The sequence below is a fragment of the Planctomicrobium stercoris genome (assembly GCF_051465655.1).
Taxonomy (GTDB): Bacteria; Planctomycetota; Planctomycetia; order Planctomycetales; family Planctomycetaceae; genus Planctomicrobium.
This window is the reverse complement of record NZ_CP195791.1, coordinates 4,624,024-4,641,455: the sequence shown is the minus strand read 5'-3', so window position 1 is coordinate 4,641,455 and position 17,432 is coordinate 4,624,024. Positions and strand designations below refer to the sequence as shown.

Annotated in this window: 16 protein-coding genes, 1 tRNA gene and 1 pseudogene; 6 read left to right on the top strand and 12 right to left on the bottom strand. The window is 57.2% G+C overall.

The window, feature by feature from the left end:
• Positions 1-65: 65 nt before the first annotated feature.
• Positions 66-911: a hydrogen peroxide-dependent heme synthase gene (gene hemQ / locus SH661x_RS18595; RefSeq protein ID WP_437224637.1), complete on the top strand. Its 846-nt coding sequence runs from the start codon at positions 66-68 to the stop codon at positions 909-911.
• 208 nt (positions 912-1,119) lie between these two features.
• On the opposite strand, the gene SH661x_RS18590 is transcribed toward hemQ, so the two are convergent.
• Positions 1,120-2,088, bottom strand: a complete 969-nt coding sequence (locus tag SH661x_RS18590) for a glycosyltransferase family 2 protein (protein ID WP_437224635.1) — start codon at positions 2,086-2,088, stop codon at positions 1,120-1,122.
• A 335-nt stretch (positions 2,089-2,423) separates the two neighbouring features.
• On the opposite strand from SH661x_RS18590, the gene SH661x_RS18585 reads away from it, so the two are divergent.
• A complete protein-coding gene (locus tag SH661x_RS18585; protein WP_437224632.1) occupies positions 2,424-3,845 on the top strand; it encodes a cytochrome c in 1,422 nt (473 codons plus the stop codon).
• A 122-nt stretch (positions 3,846-3,967) separates the two neighbouring features.
• Here the strand turns inward: SH661x_RS18585 and SH661x_RS18580 are convergent, their stop codons facing one another.
• The 4 genes from SH661x_RS18580 to SH661x_RS18565 form a co-directional block, all read right to left on the bottom strand.
• Positions 3,968-4,969, bottom strand: coding sequence for an ABC transporter ATP-binding protein (locus tag SH661x_RS18580; protein WP_437224629.1), 1,002 nt, complete (start codon positions 4,967-4,969; stop codon positions 3,968-3,970).
• Positions 4,970-5,238: 269 nt separating this feature from the next.
• The gene (locus SH661x_RS18575; protein ID WP_437224626.1) at positions 5,239-6,381 is read right to left on the bottom strand and encodes a VWA domain-containing protein; all 1,143 of its coding nucleotides are present in this window, start codon (positions 6,379-6,381) and stop codon (positions 5,239-5,241) included.
• On the bottom strand, positions 6,368-6,673 hold the full coding sequence (locus SH661x_RS18570; protein ID WP_437224624.1) for a hypothetical protein: 306 nt from the start codon (positions 6,671-6,673) through the stop codon (positions 6,368-6,370). The genes SH661x_RS18575 and SH661x_RS18570 overlap by 14 nt, the downstream gene beginning before the upstream one ends.
• A gap of 328 nt (positions 6,674-7,001) precedes the next feature.
• Complete coding sequence (locus SH661x_RS18565) at positions 7,002-8,228, bottom strand: glycosyltransferase family protein (protein ID WP_437224622.1); 1,227 nt, start codon at positions 8,226-8,228, stop codon at positions 7,002-7,004.
• A gap of 234 nt (positions 8,229-8,462) precedes the next feature.
• On the opposite strand from SH661x_RS18565, the gene SH661x_RS18560 reads away from it, so the two are divergent.
• Entirely contained in the window at positions 8,463-9,053 is a 591-nt protein-coding gene (locus SH661x_RS18560) for a hypothetical protein (protein WP_437224619.1), read from the top strand.
• A gap of 84 nt (positions 9,054-9,137) precedes the next feature.
• Here the strand turns inward: SH661x_RS18560 and SH661x_RS18555 are convergent, their stop codons facing one another.
• The 3 genes and pseudogenes from SH661x_RS18555 to SH661x_RS18545 all read right to left on the bottom strand — a co-directional run bounded on the left by SH661x_RS18555 (position 9,138) and on the right by SH661x_RS18545 (position 10,711).
• Positions 9,138-9,962, bottom strand: a complete 825-nt coding sequence (locus SH661x_RS18555; protein WP_437231221.1) for an outer membrane protein assembly factor BamB family protein — start codon at positions 9,960-9,962, stop codon at positions 9,138-9,140.
• A 51-nt stretch (positions 9,963-10,013) separates the two neighbouring features.
• Positions 10,014-10,211: pseudogene (locus SH661x_RS18550) on the bottom strand (hypothetical protein); the annotation flags it as partial.
• A 317-nt stretch (positions 10,212-10,528) separates the two neighbouring features.
• Positions 10,529-10,711 (bottom strand): hypothetical protein, encoded by a 183-nt coding sequence (locus SH661x_RS18545; RefSeq protein WP_437224617.1) that lies wholly within the window; start codon positions 10,709-10,711, stop codon positions 10,529-10,531.
• Between the two features lie 169 nt (positions 10,712-10,880).
• On the opposite strand from SH661x_RS18545, the gene mnmA reads away from it, so the two are divergent.
• Positions 10,881-11,984: a tRNA 2-thiouridine(34) synthase MnmA gene (gene mnmA, locus SH661x_RS18540; RefSeq protein WP_437224615.1), complete on the top strand. Its 1,104-nt coding sequence runs from the start codon at positions 10,881-10,883 to the stop codon at positions 11,982-11,984.
• A 324-nt stretch (positions 11,985-12,308) separates the two neighbouring features.
• Here the strand turns inward: mnmA and SH661x_RS18535 are convergent, their stop codons facing one another.
• On the bottom strand, positions 12,309-13,964 hold the full coding sequence (locus SH661x_RS18535) for a serine/threonine-protein kinase (protein WP_437224612.1): 1,656 nt from the start codon (positions 13,962-13,964) through the stop codon (positions 12,309-12,311).
• 102 nt (positions 13,965-14,066) lie between these two features.
• Between SH661x_RS18535 and SH661x_RS18530 the strand changes: the two genes are divergently transcribed.
• Together SH661x_RS18530 and SH661x_RS18525 are read left to right on the top strand one after the other, a co-directional pair.
• Positions 14,067-14,139: transfer RNA gene (locus SH661x_RS18530), tRNA-Glu, on the top strand.
• A 586-nt stretch (positions 14,140-14,725) separates the two neighbouring features.
• Positions 14,726-14,923, top strand: coding sequence for a carbon storage regulator (locus tag SH661x_RS18525; RefSeq protein WP_437224609.1), 198 nt, complete (start codon positions 14,726-14,728; stop codon positions 14,921-14,923).
• 82 nt (positions 14,924-15,005) lie between these two features.
• Here SH661x_RS18525 and SH661x_RS18520 read toward each other — a convergent pair whose 3' ends face one another.
• The 3 genes from SH661x_RS18520 to dapF all read right to left on the bottom strand — a co-directional run bounded on the left by SH661x_RS18520 (position 15,006) and on the right by dapF (position 17,331).
• A complete protein-coding gene (locus SH661x_RS18520; RefSeq protein WP_437224607.1) occupies positions 15,006-15,752 on the bottom strand; it encodes an FHA domain-containing protein in 747 nt (248 codons plus the stop codon).
• A gap of 197 nt (positions 15,753-15,949) precedes the next feature.
• Entirely contained in the window at positions 15,950-16,195 is a 246-nt protein-coding gene (locus tag SH661x_RS18515) for a hypothetical protein (RefSeq protein WP_437224604.1), read from the bottom strand.
• A 302-nt stretch (positions 16,196-16,497) separates the two neighbouring features.
• Positions 16,498-17,331: a diaminopimelate epimerase gene (gene dapF, locus SH661x_RS18510; RefSeq protein ID WP_437224601.1), complete on the bottom strand. Its 834-nt coding sequence runs from the start codon at positions 17,329-17,331 to the stop codon at positions 16,498-16,500.
• Between the last annotated feature and the right edge of the window lie 101 nt (positions 17,332-17,432).

Below are 17,432 nucleotides of genomic sequence, written 5' to 3'. Positions count from 1 at the left end.
ACTTGAAGTGTGGGGCTAAGCATTTCCGTTCGAAGCGATTTCGAATTGATCAGAGAAAGTATCCCATGAACCGACCTGCACACGCTCCCGAACCGCTTCCGGAACCAACGATCAAGCTGAGCGAAGGCTGGCACTGCCTGCATCTCTACTATGCTGTCGATGCGGTCGCGCTGAAGAACCTGACAGCGGCGGATCGGCTCGTCGGGCGTGATGAACTCTGTGATATTCTCAGCCCGAGTTATCACGGGGCTCCGGAGCGTCTACAGACGTTTGCCGTCTCGGGGCACCGGGCGGACCTGGGGCTGATGATGCTCGACAAGGATCCGCTGCGTCTGGATGCCATTGCCCAGGATATCCGCGCCAGCCGGCTGGGGACGGCACTTCAGCGAACCTACTCGTTCGTGTCGATCACCGAGATCTCGGAATACGTCCCGACGGTCGAACAGTATGCTGAGAAGTTGCTGCATCTGGGGGCCAAAGTCGACGACCCCGCCTACATCGCCAAAGTCAAGGCGTACGAACAGCGGCTGCCAATGATGAACAAGCAGCGGCTTTATCCGGACATGCCGGAATGGCCGGTTCATTGCTTCTATCCAATGAACAAGATCCGCCATCCACATGCCAACTGGTATCAGCTTCCCTTCAGCGAGCGTTCTGCGCTCATGGCGGAACACGCGACCTCCGGTATCAAGTTCGCGGGAAAGGTGTCACAGCTGATCACCGCTTCCACCGGATTTGATGACTGGGAATGGGGAGTCACTCTCTGGGGACGGTCTCCCGAATACATCAAGGAAATCGTCTACACGATGAGATTCGATCAGGCGAGTGCCCGATATGCTGAGTTCGGCCCGTTCTACATCGGGTATATCATGAGCCCGGAAGAAGTGTTCAAACACCTGCGAATCGGCTGAACGCGGAGTCTCTCGCCGCCGAATCATACGGCCGTCCCCAGTCTTCAGGAATTGGATTTCACCACGGAGTCACGGAGACACGGAGGATTTTTCAGACCTGGGAACATGGGAAGATTAAGGGTGATCGGCGCTCTTCCATGTGCACCATTCGCCTCATTCCCGCTTCGTATTTCTCCGTGCCTCGGTGACTCCGTGGTGACCTTCTGAACTACGTCCCGTTTGTCCGTGTCCCGGGAGTCCGTTCGCGAATGCTGTAGCTGTCGCGGTCGTGACTGGCGTTTGCCACGATCAGTTCCGCCAGGATCCCGACGGACAGGGCCTGTGCTCCCAGGAGCAGTGAGCCGAGCGAATAGAGCAGCATGGGCCGGGTGCCGATGGGGCTGTGAGGCCAGACATGGCTGACGTTCATCATCAGCCAGCTGAAGCCCAGGTACGCCATTCCAATCGATCCCAGCACGAAAAAGAAGAGTCCGATCCCGCCAAAGAGATGCAGCGGCCGGTGTGCGTATCCTGTGAGGAAGGTTACCGTCAGCAAGTCGAGAAATCCCCGGAGGAAACGCTTCACGCCATACTTCGAGTGGCCGAATTGCCGGGCCCGATGATGCACCGGGGTCTGGGTCACGCGATATCCGCGAGCATGAGCCAGCACCGGGATGAAACGATGCAGCTCGCCATACAAGCGTAATTCCCGGGCGACCTCTGCTCGAAACAGTTTGATCCCACAATTGTGATCCCGCAGCTTGAGTCCCGTCATCCGGCTGACCAGCCAGTTGAAAACCTTGCTGGGGTAAACCTTGTGCCAGGGGTCGAGTCGGCGTTCTTTCCAGCCGTTGACGACGTCATATCCATCGTCCAGCTTTGCGAGGAAATTCGGGATCTCAGCGGGGTCATCCTGGAGATCGGCGTCCATCATGAAGACCAGGTCTCCGCGGATCTCCTGCAGGCCGGCCGCCAGCGCGGCAGCTTTTCCGAAATTCCGGCGAAAGCGAATCCCCCGAGTCTTTGGATCTTCCTGCGAGAGTCGGCTGATGGTGCTCCATGAGGCGTCTGTCGAGCCGTCATCGACGAAGATGATTTCCAGATCCAGCCCCCGACTTCGCCGGACTTCGCAAATCTGGCGGTGAAGTTCTGACAGGCTGTCAGCTTCGTTGTAGACGGGGATGACGATGGACAGCATAAAACGGATCTCAGTCAACAGAAGTGCATCGACGCACCTCAGAGGATAGCGGCCAGCGTGGAGCGGGGGGTAGCGTAGACTCCATTCCGCGGGCGAAATCGAACGAGGTGCGGGAGAAAACAGGGGCCACCGTGTCAACTGACTCAATTTCACCTACAGGCGAATGAGTGATGGTCCTAACTCCTTGCTGCTTCTGAGAAAGACTCCACCTCCCCTCACGTTCAGCCTTCTCAGGAAATCACTCGTTCGCGAGAATTTTGGTGAAACATTTTTTGCAGCTGCGGAGTAGATGTCGGTAAACCCTGCGCGCCGATTGCAGGGGCAGGTCGCACTGAATGCTGGAGCGAAATCTGATGGAAGTGAAAATGGGCATCGCTGGCGGGCGCTTTGCGATGTTGTGCTTGTTCAGTGCGGCGTTTTGCGGATTTTGTTCATCAGGACACGCCGAAGATGTGCCGGCCGGATATCGCTTCCTGATCGAGAAACCGTATCTCCCTCCAGACTTTGACGAAGACTCTTTCTCGAACATCTGGAAAGTCTGGCCTGAACCGCTCCGCACCCAGGCGGAACAGGCGACTCCTGTCGAACGTCGTAAATTGGCCTTCAGCCGATATGGTCTGACGCCTCGTCCCGGAACGGATCTTTCGACCACCACGGATGAGCACTTTCCCCCGCTGCAGTATGTGGTGAATGAAAGTAGCGAATGGACGATGAACTGCTTCAGCTGTCATGGGGGACAGGTTCTGGGCCAAACCTATCCCGGAGCGCCGAATAACAGATTCATGCTGCATCTGCTCAGCGAGGAGATGCGGTTGATGAAAGAGAAGTATTACCCGGAGCGCCCCCGAGGTCGCATGGAGAGAGCGACGCAGGTCTTTCCGCTGGGTGACACTCGCGGAACCACCAACGCGGTGATGTTTGGCGTCATCCTGATGTCGATGCGGGACCCCGATCTGAATCTGCGCACTCCGACGTCGCTGCCGCGTCTGGTTCACCACGATATGGACACTCCTCCCTGGTGGAACTACAAAAAGAAATCCCACATTTACGCGGATGCTTACGCTCCACGGGATCACCGGAGTCTGATGCAGTTCATGCTTGTGCGGAACAATGGGCCGGAGAAGTTCCGCGAGTGGGAAGACGACTTCAAACAGGTTGCAGCCTACCTGGAATCCATTGAACCGCCGAAATATCCGTTCCCCATCAATCAGGAACTGGCGAGCCGGGGTGAAGTCGCATTCAACAAAAACTGTGCTGAATGCCACGGGACCTATGGCAAGGATGGGACATTCCCCAACCGTATCGTCTCGGTCGATGAAGTCGGAACAGATCCGGTTCGATTCAAGTCGGTCATGCCATCGGACCGCGAGTATTTTGGACAGACCTGGTTCGGATACTACGGGACACTCGACACGATTTCAGAGACCGATGGTTATCTGGCTCCCCCGCTTGACGGGATCTGGGCCTCGGCTCCGTATTTCCACAATGGATCCGTCCCCACGCTGTGGCATGTGTTGCATCCCGACAAACGTCCGGTCGTCTGGACCCGGACCAGCGAAAGCGGATTGGATCAGGAACGGATCGGACTCGAGGTCGAGGAACTGCCGAAGATTCCCCGGACGGTTCGGGACACACGGGAAATGCGGGAATACTTTAATACGCGTCAGACCGGGAAAAGTGCAGCGGGCCACACGTTCCCGGATGCTCTGAGCGAAGAAGAAAAGCAGGCGGTCCTGGAGTATCTCAAGACGCTGTGATGATGAGATGGAGAACTTTTCAGAGCACGCGGCGTCAGCAAGTGCATTCGTCGTTTCGCGTGAAAAATGCACTCGCTGACGCTTCGTGCTCTGGCGATCGCTTGATGAACTTCACTGAATTTTCAGGAAGTCGAGCTCGTTTCGAACTCTTCTGTTGAAGCGAACATTTCTGCGATGACCTCTTCCAGCGGGCGATCCTGCACGCCGACGTCCTCGATTCGGTACTCCGCCAGCAAGGCCCCCAGAACTTCCGGAACACGCGTCCGTTCGACTTCCAGCTTCGCGCGAGGGGGGAGGAATTCCAGTACGGTGCCGAATCGTTCCAGTTGCTGCGGCGTTTCATCCACAGCAAACTGCAGATTGATCACCTTGTTCTGGCTGAAACGCTCGACGATTTCTCCCAGCGGGCCGTCGTGCTTGATCTGACCATGGTTGATGATGATCGCCCGTTTACACAGGGCTTCCACATCCTTCATGTAGTGACTGGTGAGGATGACAGTGATCTTCTGCTGCGCCTGATAGTACCGGAGAAATTCCTGCACGCGACGCTGCGAAATCACATCCAGCCCGATGGTCGGTTCATCGAGAAGCAGCACTTCCGGGCTGTGCAGAAGCGCGGCGATGAGTTCCATTCTCATCCGCTCTCCCAGCGACAGTTCCCGCACCGGCTGGCTGACGAGTTTGCGGACTTCCAGCAGGTCGACGAGTTCGTCCTTGCGTCTTTGAAAATCGGTATCGGGAATCCGGTAAATCTCCCGGTGTAGCTGGAACGACTCCTGGGCAGGCAGGTCCCACCAGAGTTGATTCTTCTGTCCCATCACCAGAGAAAACCGCCTGCGAAATGCATTCTCCCGTTTCCATGGAACGTGTCCGAGGACCGAAGCTGTTCCGGAACTGGGATAGATCAAGCCGGAGAGAAGTTTGAGCGTGGTTGTTTTTCCCGCTCCGTTGGGCCCGAGAAACGCCACCATCTCGCCCGGTTCAATCGCAAAGCTGACGTTGCGGACCGCATTGACTGTTTTATAGGTCCGATGAAACAGCCCCCGGATGGATGCGAGCACTCCTTCACGCTTCTGATAGACGCGGTAGCTCTTGCAAAGATTGTCGGCAACGATAGCGGGCATGAAAGGGAGTGACTCAATTTTCGTTGGGGGATGACAGGAGTGGCAAGTCGCTGGGGCAATCATCGTCAGGGGTCAGAGGGCGGGGGGCGGGGCAGAAAACGAGAGTTTCCTACATTTTTTCCTGACCTTTGACCTCTGCACCCTGACCTCTTGCTTTGCTTCACTCCGACTTGCAACTGCTGAACCACAGACGTTAGCCCGTTTTGTCGTCCACTTGAAGCGTGAGGCAGTTGCACCAGATCAGGCAGGCGGCGTGAAGAAGTTGCGATTCATCGGTTCATGCTGGTCTTCTTCCGTCGGCCGTTGATGAAACTCTGTACGACCATGTTTCCCATGTCCTGCGCGTTGCAGGTGGCGCTGACCCCTTTTGTCACGATCGCCAGCTGCTCGACGAAGTTCACCAGCCCCAGATAAAAGTAGTCTTCGATCAGGGCGAAGCTCGAAATCTGGATCCCTTCATTCGCACAGCGACGGGCTTCTGTCAGCGTGATCTGTGCGGTCTTTTCCGCAGGGGGATAGATCAGCAGGACGTCCCGGTTCTCGATATGCGCGGTCGGTTCACCATCGGTGATCAGAATAATCTGACGGTTTCTGGCGGACTGCCGTTTGAGAATTCGACGTGCAAACTGGAGCCCGGCGTGAATGTTGGTGAAATGCTCCGGGACGAACGCAGGAGGATTGTCCAGCGGGATTCGCATCCGCACCCGGGAATCGTAAATGCTCACCGGCTTGGGGGCCGAGCCCAGCAACTGCCGTTCGGTGAGTGGGGTGGCATAGGTGTAAAAACCGACGACCTGAAGAAAGTCCGACTGGTATTTCGAACGCACCAGGGCCTGCAATGCCATCGCAACACGTTTGGCGGAGGCGTATTTTCCATACCGGGTCATGCTGCCGGACATGTCCAGAAGAACGACCGTGGCACAGCTGGTCTGAAATTCGGTGTCATGAACGACCAGATCATCTTCGGTGACGTCGATGGGAGACCCGCCCCCCTGGCGTAGCAGGGCATTTTTCAAGGTCTCATGCAGATTCAGGTTCGAGACCGGGTCACCGAATTCATACGGTTTGGACTCATCGAGCATGGTCTGCCCGGCGCCGCGGGATTCGGTCTCATGGCGGCCCAGCTTGTCCCGGTTCTGGATATTGAAAAGCGATTCCATCGCCCGGTGTTCGACCCGCTTCAAGCCTTTGGGGGTCACCCGGAACTTTCCGTCCTGATCCTTTTCGATGAGACCCTGTTTGACCAGCATGTCGATCACATCGGGGTTCTCTTCCTCCCAGCGATCGAGTGCGGGCATGACTTCGTCGCCGTACTCCATCAGATATTCCGAGAACTTGTCGAAGAGTTCATCGGCGGACTGCGGGCTGAAGCTGTCGGAGCCGTCCCATTGGCTGAATTCAAAGAACGGCATCGTCGTCTCGCGCAGGTTTGTCGGGAGTTTCTTCAGGAAGAGGAGCCGGCTCCGCAGGCAGGGAGGTGAGTTCCTCCGAGACGGTGAGAGTCGATTCCGCGGGGATCGGCGGAGTCCAGGTGGCTGTCGTGGACACGTTCGGGGCTGCAGGGGTGTCGACCACAGCCGGTGCGGGTTCCTCCGTGGCGAGCAGTTCCTCGCAGTCGATGTAAGGAGGAAGAGGGGGGTGTTCGATGCGCACTTTCCGTAACGACTCGATCAATTCCATCTGTGTCCCTGATGGTGCACACATGCAGCGGACCGCAACCTGAGATGCCGGTAATTTTCGTTCAGAAAGGCAGGCAGGACAGCGCCAGGTCCGTCGAACGTCATTGGTCAGTCGCAATCCGGGGCCGCGCATCTGTCTATCCTCGCGATGGCTGTCTTCCGCGTCTGCGAACACGACAGCCCAATCAAAACCCGGTCGCTGATCCGGGTTTTTCGTCAGTGAAATGGTTCTCCACTGATTGTAGACACGCGTTTGCCGGGGATCGACCCTGATTTCAGGATTCTGAAATGGACTCGCTGACAATGTCGCTCTCAGAGCACGAAGCGTCAGCGAGTGCACCTTCGCTGACGCGTCACGCGGCGAATTGCCCGCTGAAGGAGGGTGCGGACTGCGTCTGTTCCATCAGAACGGCGTCCAGAATGCGGTGTGGCGAGGTTGTCAGCCAGGACCATGCTGGGTGGTCGGGGGTCGGAGCGGGGAGCTCCAGCGCAGCGTCGTAATCCCAGTGAGTGCTCATTTTGGCCATGCCAGCCAGTTCCAGATGCCAGGCATTCGTGTACTGTTCCCACTGGTCTTCCAGCGGGACCGTCACGACAGGCTTCTGCAATAAAAACGCCTCCAGCGGGGTCGTCAGTCCACTGGTGACGATGGCGGCCCGGCAGCTCGCGAGGTCGGCGAGCATCTGATAGCGGTCGCTCGGTTGCATCAGGACATTCCCATGCAGTCCACGCGCGATCTCCCCGGGGAACCCGTAGGCTCGAACGGGAACTCCCCGCTTCTTCGACCATTCCATCAGGCGTTCGATCTCACCGCGACCGGTGTGATGATAATTATAGATGAACAGGTGCTTCCCCTGGACAACCGGAAATCGGAGCAGTTCTTCACGGATCACCGGCGGCAGACAGCGGTGCGAATCGGGGGAATAATGGAATCCGTGAAAACGAGTCGCACCCATCGTGAATGTACGGATCACGGTCCCGGAAATTCTCCGCTGGAGCGATTCTCCCGGGGGAAGGGGAACGTTTGGATCCAGCAGCGCGACCTGTCGACACATCGAAACGACTTCGCAGCCGGGGGAGAGGAGCGGGCTGGCGGTCATCGGTTCGAAATCGGAAATGATCAGCTGTGGCTCGAATTCCTGAACCATCCGTTTCAGATGCATCAGGGAACTGAGGGTCCCCGGAAGGGTACAGGCCCAGTTCCGGACAGTTTGCCAGTAGTTCGTCTTCCCGCTCATGAGAACATAGGGAAGGCCGGGGAGATGGCGATGCCATTTGAACTGGTAAATTGCGGGAGGCTGAGGGCCTGAGCTGATGACGCGAACTTCATGGCCGCGGCTTTCCAGCAAAGGGACGAGTGTCGCCGCCTTGGAGAGGTGGCCCTGTCCCTGCGAATTACAGCCGTAGATGATACGCACAATCCCCGCCCTGCCTGCTGCTTGAAGAGACCATGCACATTTCGGATCCCTGCCAGCGAGCGGAACTCGAGCTGGCTCCCGGATGCGGCCAATGGTGCGATCGCCGAGCAGTTCGGCAGGAATCGCAGAAGTAGTTTCGACCGCTCCCATGAGTGTCTGCACGGGGAGATTCCTGCCGGTCGGAAGAAAATCGGATCTTGCCCAGCTGTTACGTTTTAACCAGTTTGTGCAGTCGTTCCGGGAACTGTCGTTGAATTCGCTAAAACCGTCACATTTTCACAAGTTCCACCGCCTGACGGTTCGATAAAGACGTGTCGGATGAAGTAGCGATCCAACGCAGAAGGACTTTGCGTGCGTTGCTTTGTTCGCGTCATCGCAGCACCTGGAGGCGATCGGATGACAACCTGGAAGAGTCAGGCCAAGAGATGGGGCTTATTTGCAATGCTGTTCCTGGGTACGTTGCCCAGCAGCGGTTGCTATGGGACCTATCTGTATTTACTTAAAGACGCATTCATTGGAGGCTGGTTCTTCGGAACGACAGCTCCGATTCCGGTCACGCCCTTCTTCAGCCAGCAGATTGAAGATACCTACTGGGAAGAGGAGCGGTACAAACGCGTGCCGATTCTCGACCCGATTGAAGGGGAGAACGCACCGCTGTTCTGCCTGGACCCACCGCGCCCGGACGAAGTCATGCGGGCACTGCCGGACGATGTTTCCGGTGGCGTGCCGTTCCTGGCGGAAACGTTCCGGAACGACGTTCGTATGGTCGTCGAGAAGATTGTCGACCGGATTGACGAACCGCGGTTCTATCCCCAGGTTGGTCCGGCCCGGCTGCATCACTGCCACTACAAGTGCACCGTCTACTTTGAGAAGACGATTCGATCCAGCTGGCCTGTCCCGTTCACACACGTCGACCAGGTTCAGGAAGTGGTCTACATCGACCATGACCACCTGATCCGCGTCGCTGGTCCTGAACACCAGCTGTAGGCGAGTGGTTGAAGGTTGATCCCCTTCAGCTTTCCAGGTGCAAAAAGAACATCGAAGCCCAGCCTCCCATCGGCTGGGCTTTTTTTATGGACTGACGCTTCCTGCCACGCGCACTCGAAACGCTGTCACCGACTCATCACCGGCAATGACCAGCGTCCCGCCGCTGAGCGTCAGATTCCCCCCTCCGCATCCGGCAATCTGCTCAATCGCAGCACGCTGCTGCACGCGTCCGGATTTCGCGTCGACCGTCCATAGCTCGGTGACGGTCGGCCAGAGGACCGTTTCTTCAAGCAAAATACCGCGACCAAACCCCTCGATCGCTGGTTCACTGCCGCCGGTCTGCCACAGAACCTGACCGGATTTCAGATCGATACCGCAGAGTGAAATCCCGGAAACAACCAGGATGTTCTCAGAGACTCCCAGAATCTGCGAGACAGGATCTTTCAGTGGACATCGCCAGCGGAATGCCCCTGTTTGAGAGTCCAGCGCAACCAAACCAGCAACGCCCGTCACCAGCACAAGTCCCTGCTGCACCATCAACGCTGATGAGCCTGAAGTCGATGAGCGATCAGATGTCTTCTCCCCGAGTGGCGACTTCCAACGAACGATTCCTTGTTCCGCATCGACCGCGATCACTTCGTTGCCCGCCAGGTTCCAAATGATCGAATCACCCTGAATCGCAAGGGAGTCGCCCGTTTCACCAAGCGGGACAACTGAGTCGAGGGGGACTGCTGCTTTCCAGCGAACTTCACCGTCCAGCCCACAACAGATGAGTTTGGCTGGTGATGGCGAATTCGCACTTCGCACTGATATATAAAGACTGTTGCCTGCAACCAGGGGGGCGCTTGCCAGTCGACTTCTTGAAAGGGGATCATTCAGCAGTTCATTGGCTGCGACTGCCCAGTCCAAGCGCCCTTCCGCGGCGAGATCCAGGCAGACTACGAATTTGCCTTCAATGCAGCCAAACCATTTGTTGGAAGCAACAACACCGTGAAGAACGCTTGGAAGGGGTGATGTTCGCGGCGGAAAATCACGCAGATTCGCTCTGAGCAAGTATCCAGGGTCATTGTTATCCACCGGCCACGCGGCCCGACCTGTGGCGAAGTTCAATGCGCGAACTCCGTTCAAATCCTGAACGAGAACGATCTCACCATCCATCGCAACCCAGGTTTGCGGCCCAAGTAGGGTCCGCTGTGCGGACCGATTTTCCTGAGCGAGATCGTGAGAGGAGTTGGTCCGCACAGCGGACCCTACAGACCATAGCTTTCGGACCAGGTGCAGCTGCGATTCAGTTTGGACAGCGATATTGGTTGGCAGCCTCTGAGCGAATACCGCAGATCCGATCGGCAAGACCGACAAGGCAGACATGAGCCCCCACCTCCGTAGGGTTCGCTGTGCGGACCGCCAACGGCTGAAGTTGCGTCGCATCCGCACGGTTTCGATGGTCCGCACAGCGGACCCTACGGGCAATTGCATTACTGCTTCTCACGCAATGAATGTCCGATCCAGAAAACAACCATTCCCACCAGCGTCAGGCCGGGCATCCAGAGCAGCTGGAACCCGAAATTGAGCTGCCAGATGATCAACAGGGGCAAAAACACGAGCGCCGAAAACTGCATGAGAAAGCCGATCGTGTTTCGAACAGATCCTCCCGGCATGCCATCCCTTTACGAACCGTGTGAGATAAAATGCAAATTTCAGTGATTCCCGCTACGATATCAGGACTGGCGGAAAGTTTTCAGCCGTTTGAGTTCAGACTTCCGTAATTTGATGATTCCGGCGACGCAGTCGTCCGGCTTCCCTCGACCCTCATCCCCCGACGCGTCCATGTCCCGTGTTGTCCTCGCAATGAGTGGCGGAATTGACAGTTCCGCCAGCGCCTGGCTGCTCAAGGAGCAGGGGCACGAGGTCATCGGTCTGTTCATGCGGTCCGGAGCAGCGGAGACGGAAAGCTGTGCGACCGCTCCGAACCTGCTCCCTATTGTGAATCCGAAGTCTCACAAGCAGGGGTGTTGCAGTGCCTCGGATGCTGCCGATGCCCGCCGCGTGGCGGACGCACTCGATATCAGTTTTCATGCCCTGAACTTCAGCGACGCCTTCGAGCAGATCAAGGATTACTTCGCGGATGAGTATCTCGCGGGACGGACACCTAATCCGTGCGTGATGTGCAACGTCTGGCTGAAGTTTGGCAAACTCTGGGATTTCGCCGAACAGGTGGGCGCGGAATACATTGCGACTGGTCATTACGCCCAGCTGACCGCTGTGCCGGGGGAGAGCACTCCGGGCCTGTTTCGCGGACTCGATGCTGGGAAGGATCAGTCGTATGTCCTGTTCGGAATTCGTCGGGAACTGCTGAGCAAGATCCTGTTTCCTGTCGGCGGATATCAGAAAGAGGCCTTGCGGGACCTGGCCCGGCATGCGGGGATCCGGACTGCCGACAAGCCGGACAGCCAGGAAATCTGCTTCATCCCCGATAACGACTACGGGCGTTTCCTGCGAGACTATCGCGGTGAACAGGAAACCGATGGCGAACTGGTCGACACCGCTGGAAATGTGCTTGGACGACATGCCGGGTATCAGCATTTCACCATCGGACAGCGACGCGGCCTGGGGGTGACATTTGGCGAACCTCGTTTCGTCGTCCGCATCGAACCCGAGACGCATCGAGTTGTTCTGGGCAACCGCGAAGAACTCGGACGGCGGACCCTCTCCGCCAATCGTCTGAACTGGCTTGCGGAATCGCTTTCATTCCCGCTTCGTGCAACGGCCCAGATCCGCTATCAGCACAAGCCAGCCTGGTGCGTCGTGGAAAAGACGGGTGATGATCGCATTGAAGTGACGTTCGATGATCCGCAGTACGGAGTGGCCCCCGGGCAGGCGGTCGCCATCTACAACGAGAACCGCATTCTCGGCGGCGGCTGGATTCTGTGAACAGTTCGATTCTGTAGTTTCGAATCGGGAAGAGATTCTGAAACGCAGAGTTCGCGGAGAAGATGTTGAACCGCGAATGAGACGAATTTTGCAAATGACGGCCCTCCATATCCGTCCTGATTTCACAGCTATTTCATGTTTTGTTGTTTGGAACCATTTGAATCTCGGTTGAGCTGCTGGCGCTGATTGAACACACACAAAGAAATTCGCCGGATTCGAATGATTCGCGGTTTTGAAAATCCTTCTTTGTCTCCCCTTCTGCCCATTTCTCTGCGAACTCCGCGACCTCTGCGTTTCAATTCTTTCTTTTCTTTTATTGCGATCTCACATCCGGCTTCGCACGTGATTGGCCCGCTGAAGTAGATGGAACTTCAGACCCGAGAGGAAGAAGGCTCCTCCGGATACGATTCCGAAAATGGTCAGCGAGTACTCCGGGAAGAGAGCCATCGGAATCGCGGAGAGGTAAAGCAGGATCCCGGGGATATAGAATTCCCCGGAGAGGATGCCTGCCTTGGCGATGAAGACCGCGCCGGCGAACAGTCCGAGGACCGGTGACAATGCCAGGACCGGCAGACCCATCAGCCACTCAACTCCGAACAGCGCGGTCGAGCACCCCATGCTGGCCGCCCAGACATGGGCGATCTGCCGCTCGACGAAGGTGACCGGGCCGGCGCGGCGCCGCAGATTCCAGAAGATCATCGCCCAGGTCCCCAGCCCCAGCGTCCACAAGCCCACGTAGGGGAGCCGGGATGTCACCCCCTGAAATCTCATCACGTCTGTGATGATGCACAGGGAGACGATGACCGCTGCGTGCAACATCCACAGCAGCCCCCAGTTCTCCAGCACGCCGATATTGTGAGTTGGTCGAAATGCCCGGCTCAGAATCTGAGTGAACTTCGAAGAACGCGCGGAGATCGGTTCGTGCCGCAGGTAGGCTTCGAGGTCATCGGCGAGAGCGTCGGCAGTCTGATAACGAAGGTCGATCGGTTTCTGGAGGGCCTTCAGAATGATCATCTCCAGATCGATGTCGATCTGAGGGTGCAGGAGCCGGGGGGGCGGGGGATCCTGTTCCAGAATCATGAGAATGGCATCGACCGGATTGGCAGCCTGAAAAGGAGCCCGGCCGGTCACGCACGCATAAAGGATCGCTCCCAGGCTGTAAACATCGGTGGCCGGTCCGGCGGTTCCCCGATTTCCCGCTGCCTGTTCGGGGGCCATGTACCCGGGGGTTCCCAGAATGGCTCCTGTTTCTGTCAGGGCAGCTCCCGTTAAGGAGACGTCCTCCGGGTCCATCCGCTTGGCCAGACCGAAGTCGGAGACGAACTGGTGACCGTTCTGGTCGATCAGGATGTTGGACGGTTTCAGATCTCGGTGCAGAATTCCACGCTGGTGGGCGTAGGCGATTGCCCGACAGACGGGAATCATGAGTTCGGCAGCCTCCCGGTCGGGGAGCGTACTTTCCGAAATTCGCTTTGCCAGCGTCGTGCCGTCGATGAACGGCATGCTGAAGTACGGCTGGCCCTGGTCCGTGCCGACGTCGTGAATGGCGACGATATGCGGATGGTCGAGCCGGGCTGCCGCCTCCCCCTCGGCCTGAAACCGAGCGAGATTCTCGGGAGTGGACAAATCTCCACGTAGCAGCATCTTCACCGCGACCACGCGGTTGGGGTTCCGCTGGAAGGCTTTGTAGACCACTCCCATGCCGCCTCGACCGATTTCCTGAATCAGCTCGAATTTTCCGATCCTTCCGGGGGCTGCCGGTGTCTCTCTGGGAAGAGCTGCGGAAGAGGCGACGGAGGAATCGATGGCCGGCAGGCCCAGCTGTTCCGCGACCAGAATCGTCCCCCACAGAGAACGAATTTCGTCGGAGAGTTCAGGGTAATTTGATAACACCTGTTCAAGTTGTATTTCTTCTCCAGCCCGCAGTCGATTTGTCAGCAGGTTGAGGGCTTCAAATACCAGCGAATCCGTGTCGGACATGCGAATCTCTCGGTGATCGGAAAGAAGATCAGATTTTGGACAGAATTCCCTCGATCGACCAGCTTGACATTGTCGAATGACCCATTACCGTATGGTCTCTCTGGCCCCATCGTCTAGAGGCCCAGGACATTGGATTTTCAGTCCAAGTACAGGGGTTCGAATCCCCTTGGGGTCATGTTAGGAAGAAGGCACCGCCTGTAAGGGTGGTGCCTTCTTTTTTTGTTTGCGGAGGGACCGTTTTCAGCGGGAGTCCGATTTCTGTCAGGACGTTCGGTCGATCATCTTCGAGGTTATGGAGATGGGATCGATGGACACTGCTGCCGCCTGGCAAACGCTTTTCGAACGCTGGCCTGAAAATAAGAGCCGCGTTGGAATTCTGATTGTGAGCTCTCAGGAGCCGATTGGATTCACGGACTTCATGGTCTCTCCGGGAATTCTTGCGCTCGAACGGGAGCGCCCCGACACCCACGGAGCCCGCAAAGTGATGGTGGCATTCTCTGCCATAACGGCAGTGAAGCTTGCCGACACTGGCTCATTTGACGAGCTCACTGCACTCGGTTTCTGCTGAAAAAACAGGCTGCTCAAAAAACAGGCACTCGCAAAGCGGGCTGTTCAGTATGTTTCTCTGTCCAGTGCTGAATGTGGGGTAGGCGCCGAGTTTGCCGGTTGGTATCTTTCTGATGGCATGTTCGAATTGATGGCGCGTGGCTCGGGGCAGGATGCTCGCCACCGCTTAAAGCCAAAGGAAGGAGACATCAATCATGCTTGTTCTCTCACGGAAGCCTGGAGAGCGGATTCTGATTGGCGACGATATCGCTGTGACCGTGGTGCGCATCGGTCCCAATACGGTTCGTATTGGCATTGAAGCCCCCCGCACAATGAACATTGTGCGTGATGAGCTCTGTCAATCAGAGACGGAGATGGCCGGTCCGGCACACAAGATTGCTGTGGAAAAATAGAGCAGTCTTGGTCTCACTCGACAGCAGGATTCGACTGACCGAATTCCGAAGGCAGACCTGTTGTCGAGTTCAAACGGCGAACTTATGCGGATTTTCGCACGTCGTTATTGGCCTGTGAGGCGGACTCCGAGCGCGCCTGTGAGCAGAGTTGTTCGAGCTGTCTCCGCAATTCTTCCTGCGACTGCGTCAGCTTTCGGGCATGTTCGTTCAGGGCTGCTTCACGTTGATCCAGAGCCAATGCGCGTTCGTGAAGTTCTCCGAGCATTCTGAGAATCGAGGCGCGAGGATCGTCCTTCCAGTCGAGCTGCGAGACCGCATTCTGCATCAGTGCCGCGTTTCGCAATGAGGCCAGACGTTCCTGCTGGCCGGTTTCAAATTCGCTCAGACCCGTCAGGTCTTCTTCCAGCAGGGTGAGCAACTCGGCAGCAGTACGCTCTTCGGCCGGAATTGCAGCGGCGGGAGCTGGAACAGCTGGTTCGACCGCTCCTTCAACGAAGTCGACGCAGAAAACGAATTCGCCGATTTCCACGATGTCCCCGCGGTGCAGCGGGCCGTCCCGCATTACCTGACCGTTCACCACTAGCGGCGGGTGTGGGGCGACAGCGTCAATCCAGAGTTGATCTTTCTCCGGGAGAATGATGCTGTGCAGCAGCGGGATTTCTCCGCCGAGCTGCAACTGGCAATTACTGCCGGCCCCGATCAGGAATCGCCCAGAGCCGATCGGCCGCTGGGGAAATCGCGAAACTCCGCGTTCGATGATCAGCTGAAAGCCCGAAGGCGCAGCGACGGAATTTGCAGCGTCGTTGATGTTGCTGGGAGAGTTGCTCATGGAGCCATCCTTGTCGTCTGCCCGCGCGGCGACCAACAGATTGCTCGACTCGCCAGCGCATCCTCAATCAGGATCGGCAAAAACGACGCGTCGACATCACAAGAAACCTGCTCAGGAGCGGGGATTCCCTGATTCAAGTTAAATCAGGTTGCTGTGATTCTCAACGGACAGCTGTGAGGCTGGCCCCGGGGCACAGTTCATTCCCGGGGTAACGCGACGGAATACAGCATCGTCACGATCCCCACCCCGATCAGCGTGAACGGGACCCACTCGGGGGGCTGCAGATGGCAGCGGCCCGATTCGTCTGAACTCCCCATCCACTGAAGTACCGGTGATGCCTTCGAAGAGATTCGCGCGTTTAAGGCAACATCGTCTACAAAGAGGAGTCCGCCCCCGGACAGAACCATGTAGAGCCCGAAGGCCAGAAATGCAGCACGGTACATGAAACACCTCACGGCAAAACGGTGAGCTGCCGTTTGGATTGCAGCGATTCAGCTGCGGGTATCGCCCCCGGAACAAATGGTGTTGACCATTTGAATGCCTGTAATGATCGGAATTCCCGCTGCAATCGCTTCAATTTACTTTTTCGGAACTGCGAGAATGCAACTCCAAAGCTAGATGCAGTGAAACGACGCAGCGGCCCGGTCACGCAGGACGAATCGTAGTCGCGGCGTCGAATCCCGGTTAGCCGCACACATGAAGTGTGCAGCAAAACCGCAGGTGATGCGATTTTCAACGGTTCTTCTTAGAGCGTCCACTCGCCCTGGAAGACTTCCGTCGCGGGACCGGTCATGAAGACTTCGCCGCTTTCGGCCCATTCCAGCGTCAGGTCACCCCCGGGGAGGTGACACAGCACAGTTCGCTCAGTCAAACCGTTCAGGACAGCAGCGACAGCGGCCGCACAGGCACCCGTTCCGCAGGCCAGCGTTTCGCCGCTTCCCCGTTCCCAGACCCGCATCTGCATTTCGCGGGGAGAGATGATCTTGATGAACTCAGCGTTGACCCGTCGCGGAAACGCCGGGTGCTTTTCGATCTGAGGGCCGATCCCCAGCACCCATTCGTCGTTGATCTCCGGGACGAACGTGATGCAGTGAGGATTTCCCATCGAAACACAGGTGACTTCCAGTTGCCGGCCGCCGACATCCAGACGGGCGCCGATGGGAGGATCACCCGGCAGCGTGGTCGGAATTTTCGAGGATTCCAGAATGGGAGCCCCCATGTTGACGCGAACGGTCTTGACGAGTCCCTGTTCCGGAAAGACCTGCACGGTCAGCACTCCGCGACCGGTTTCCAGCCGCAGTTCTTCCTTCTTTGCAATTCCGTGATCGTAAACGTACTTGGCCACGCAGCGGAGACCGTTGCCGCACATTTCCGATTCACTGCCGTCTGCGTTGTACATCCGCATGCGGGCGTCGGCCTGTTCGCTGGGGCAGATCAGAATCAGACCGTCGCCCCCCACTCCCGTGTGGCGATCGCTGATCTTTCTGGCGAGTTCAGGGATCTCTGCGCCCGGATTCTCCTCGAAACAATTTACATAGACGTAATCGTTCCCTGCCCCGTGCATCTTGGTGAACCGCATCTCCGGCGTGCCTCTCAGCGATTGAAGTTCTTGTGTCAGACTCTCAAGTCAATATTGTTGCAGAAAAAGTTCCGACCTGTCAGCCATCCCCGGTGCGGATC

Coding starts and splice junctions, on each gene's coding strand:
- SH661x_RS18575 (WP_437224626.1), bottom strand. CDS start 6,381: ATGCCGTTCTTTGAATTCAGCCAATGGGACGGCTCCGACAGCTTCAGC.
- SH661x_RS18515 (WP_437224604.1), bottom strand. CDS start 16,195: ATGTACCGTGCTGCATTTCTGGCCTTCGGGCTCTACATGGTTCTGTCC.
- dapF (WP_437224601.1), bottom strand. CDS start 17,331: ATGCGGTTCACCAAGATGCACGGGGCAGGGAACGATTACGTCTATGTA.
- SH661x_RS18570 (WP_437224624.1), bottom strand. CDS start 6,673: ATGTGTGCACCATCAGGGACACAGATGGAATTGATCGAGTCGTTACGG.
- SH661x_RS18580 (WP_437224629.1), bottom strand. CDS start 4,969: ATGCCCGCTATCGTTGCCGACAATCTTTGCAAGAGCTACCGCGTCTAT.
- SH661x_RS18535 (WP_437224612.1), bottom strand. CDS start 13,964: ATGTCCGACACGGATTCGCTGGTATTTGAAGCCCTCAACCTGCTGACA.
- SH661x_RS18560 (WP_437224619.1), top strand. CDS start 8,463: ATGACAACCTGGAAGAGTCAGGCCAAGAGATGGGGCTTATTTGCAATG.
- SH661x_RS18525 (WP_437224609.1), top strand. CDS start 14,726: ATGCTTGTTCTCTCACGGAAGCCTGGAGAGCGGATTCTGATTGGCGAC.
- hemQ (WP_437224637.1), top strand. CDS start 66: ATGAACCGACCTGCACACGCTCCCGAACCGCTTCCGGAACCAACGATC.
- SH661x_RS18545 (WP_437224617.1), bottom strand. CDS start 10,711: ATGCCGGGAGGATCTGTTCGAAACACGATCGGCTTTCTCATGCAGTTT.
- SH661x_RS18590 (WP_437224635.1), bottom strand. CDS start 2,088: ATGCTGTCCATCGTCATCCCCGTCTACAACGAAGCTGACAGCCTGTCA.
- SH661x_RS18520 (WP_437224607.1), bottom strand. CDS start 15,752: ATGAGCAACTCTCCCAGCAACATCAACGACGCTGCAAATTCCGTCGCT.
- SH661x_RS18585 (WP_437224632.1), top strand. CDS start 2,424: ATGCTGGAGCGAAATCTGATGGAAGTGAAAATGGGCATCGCTGGCGGG.
- mnmA (WP_437224615.1), top strand. CDS start 10,881: ATGTCCCGTGTTGTCCTCGCAATGAGTGGCGGAATTGACAGTTCCGCC.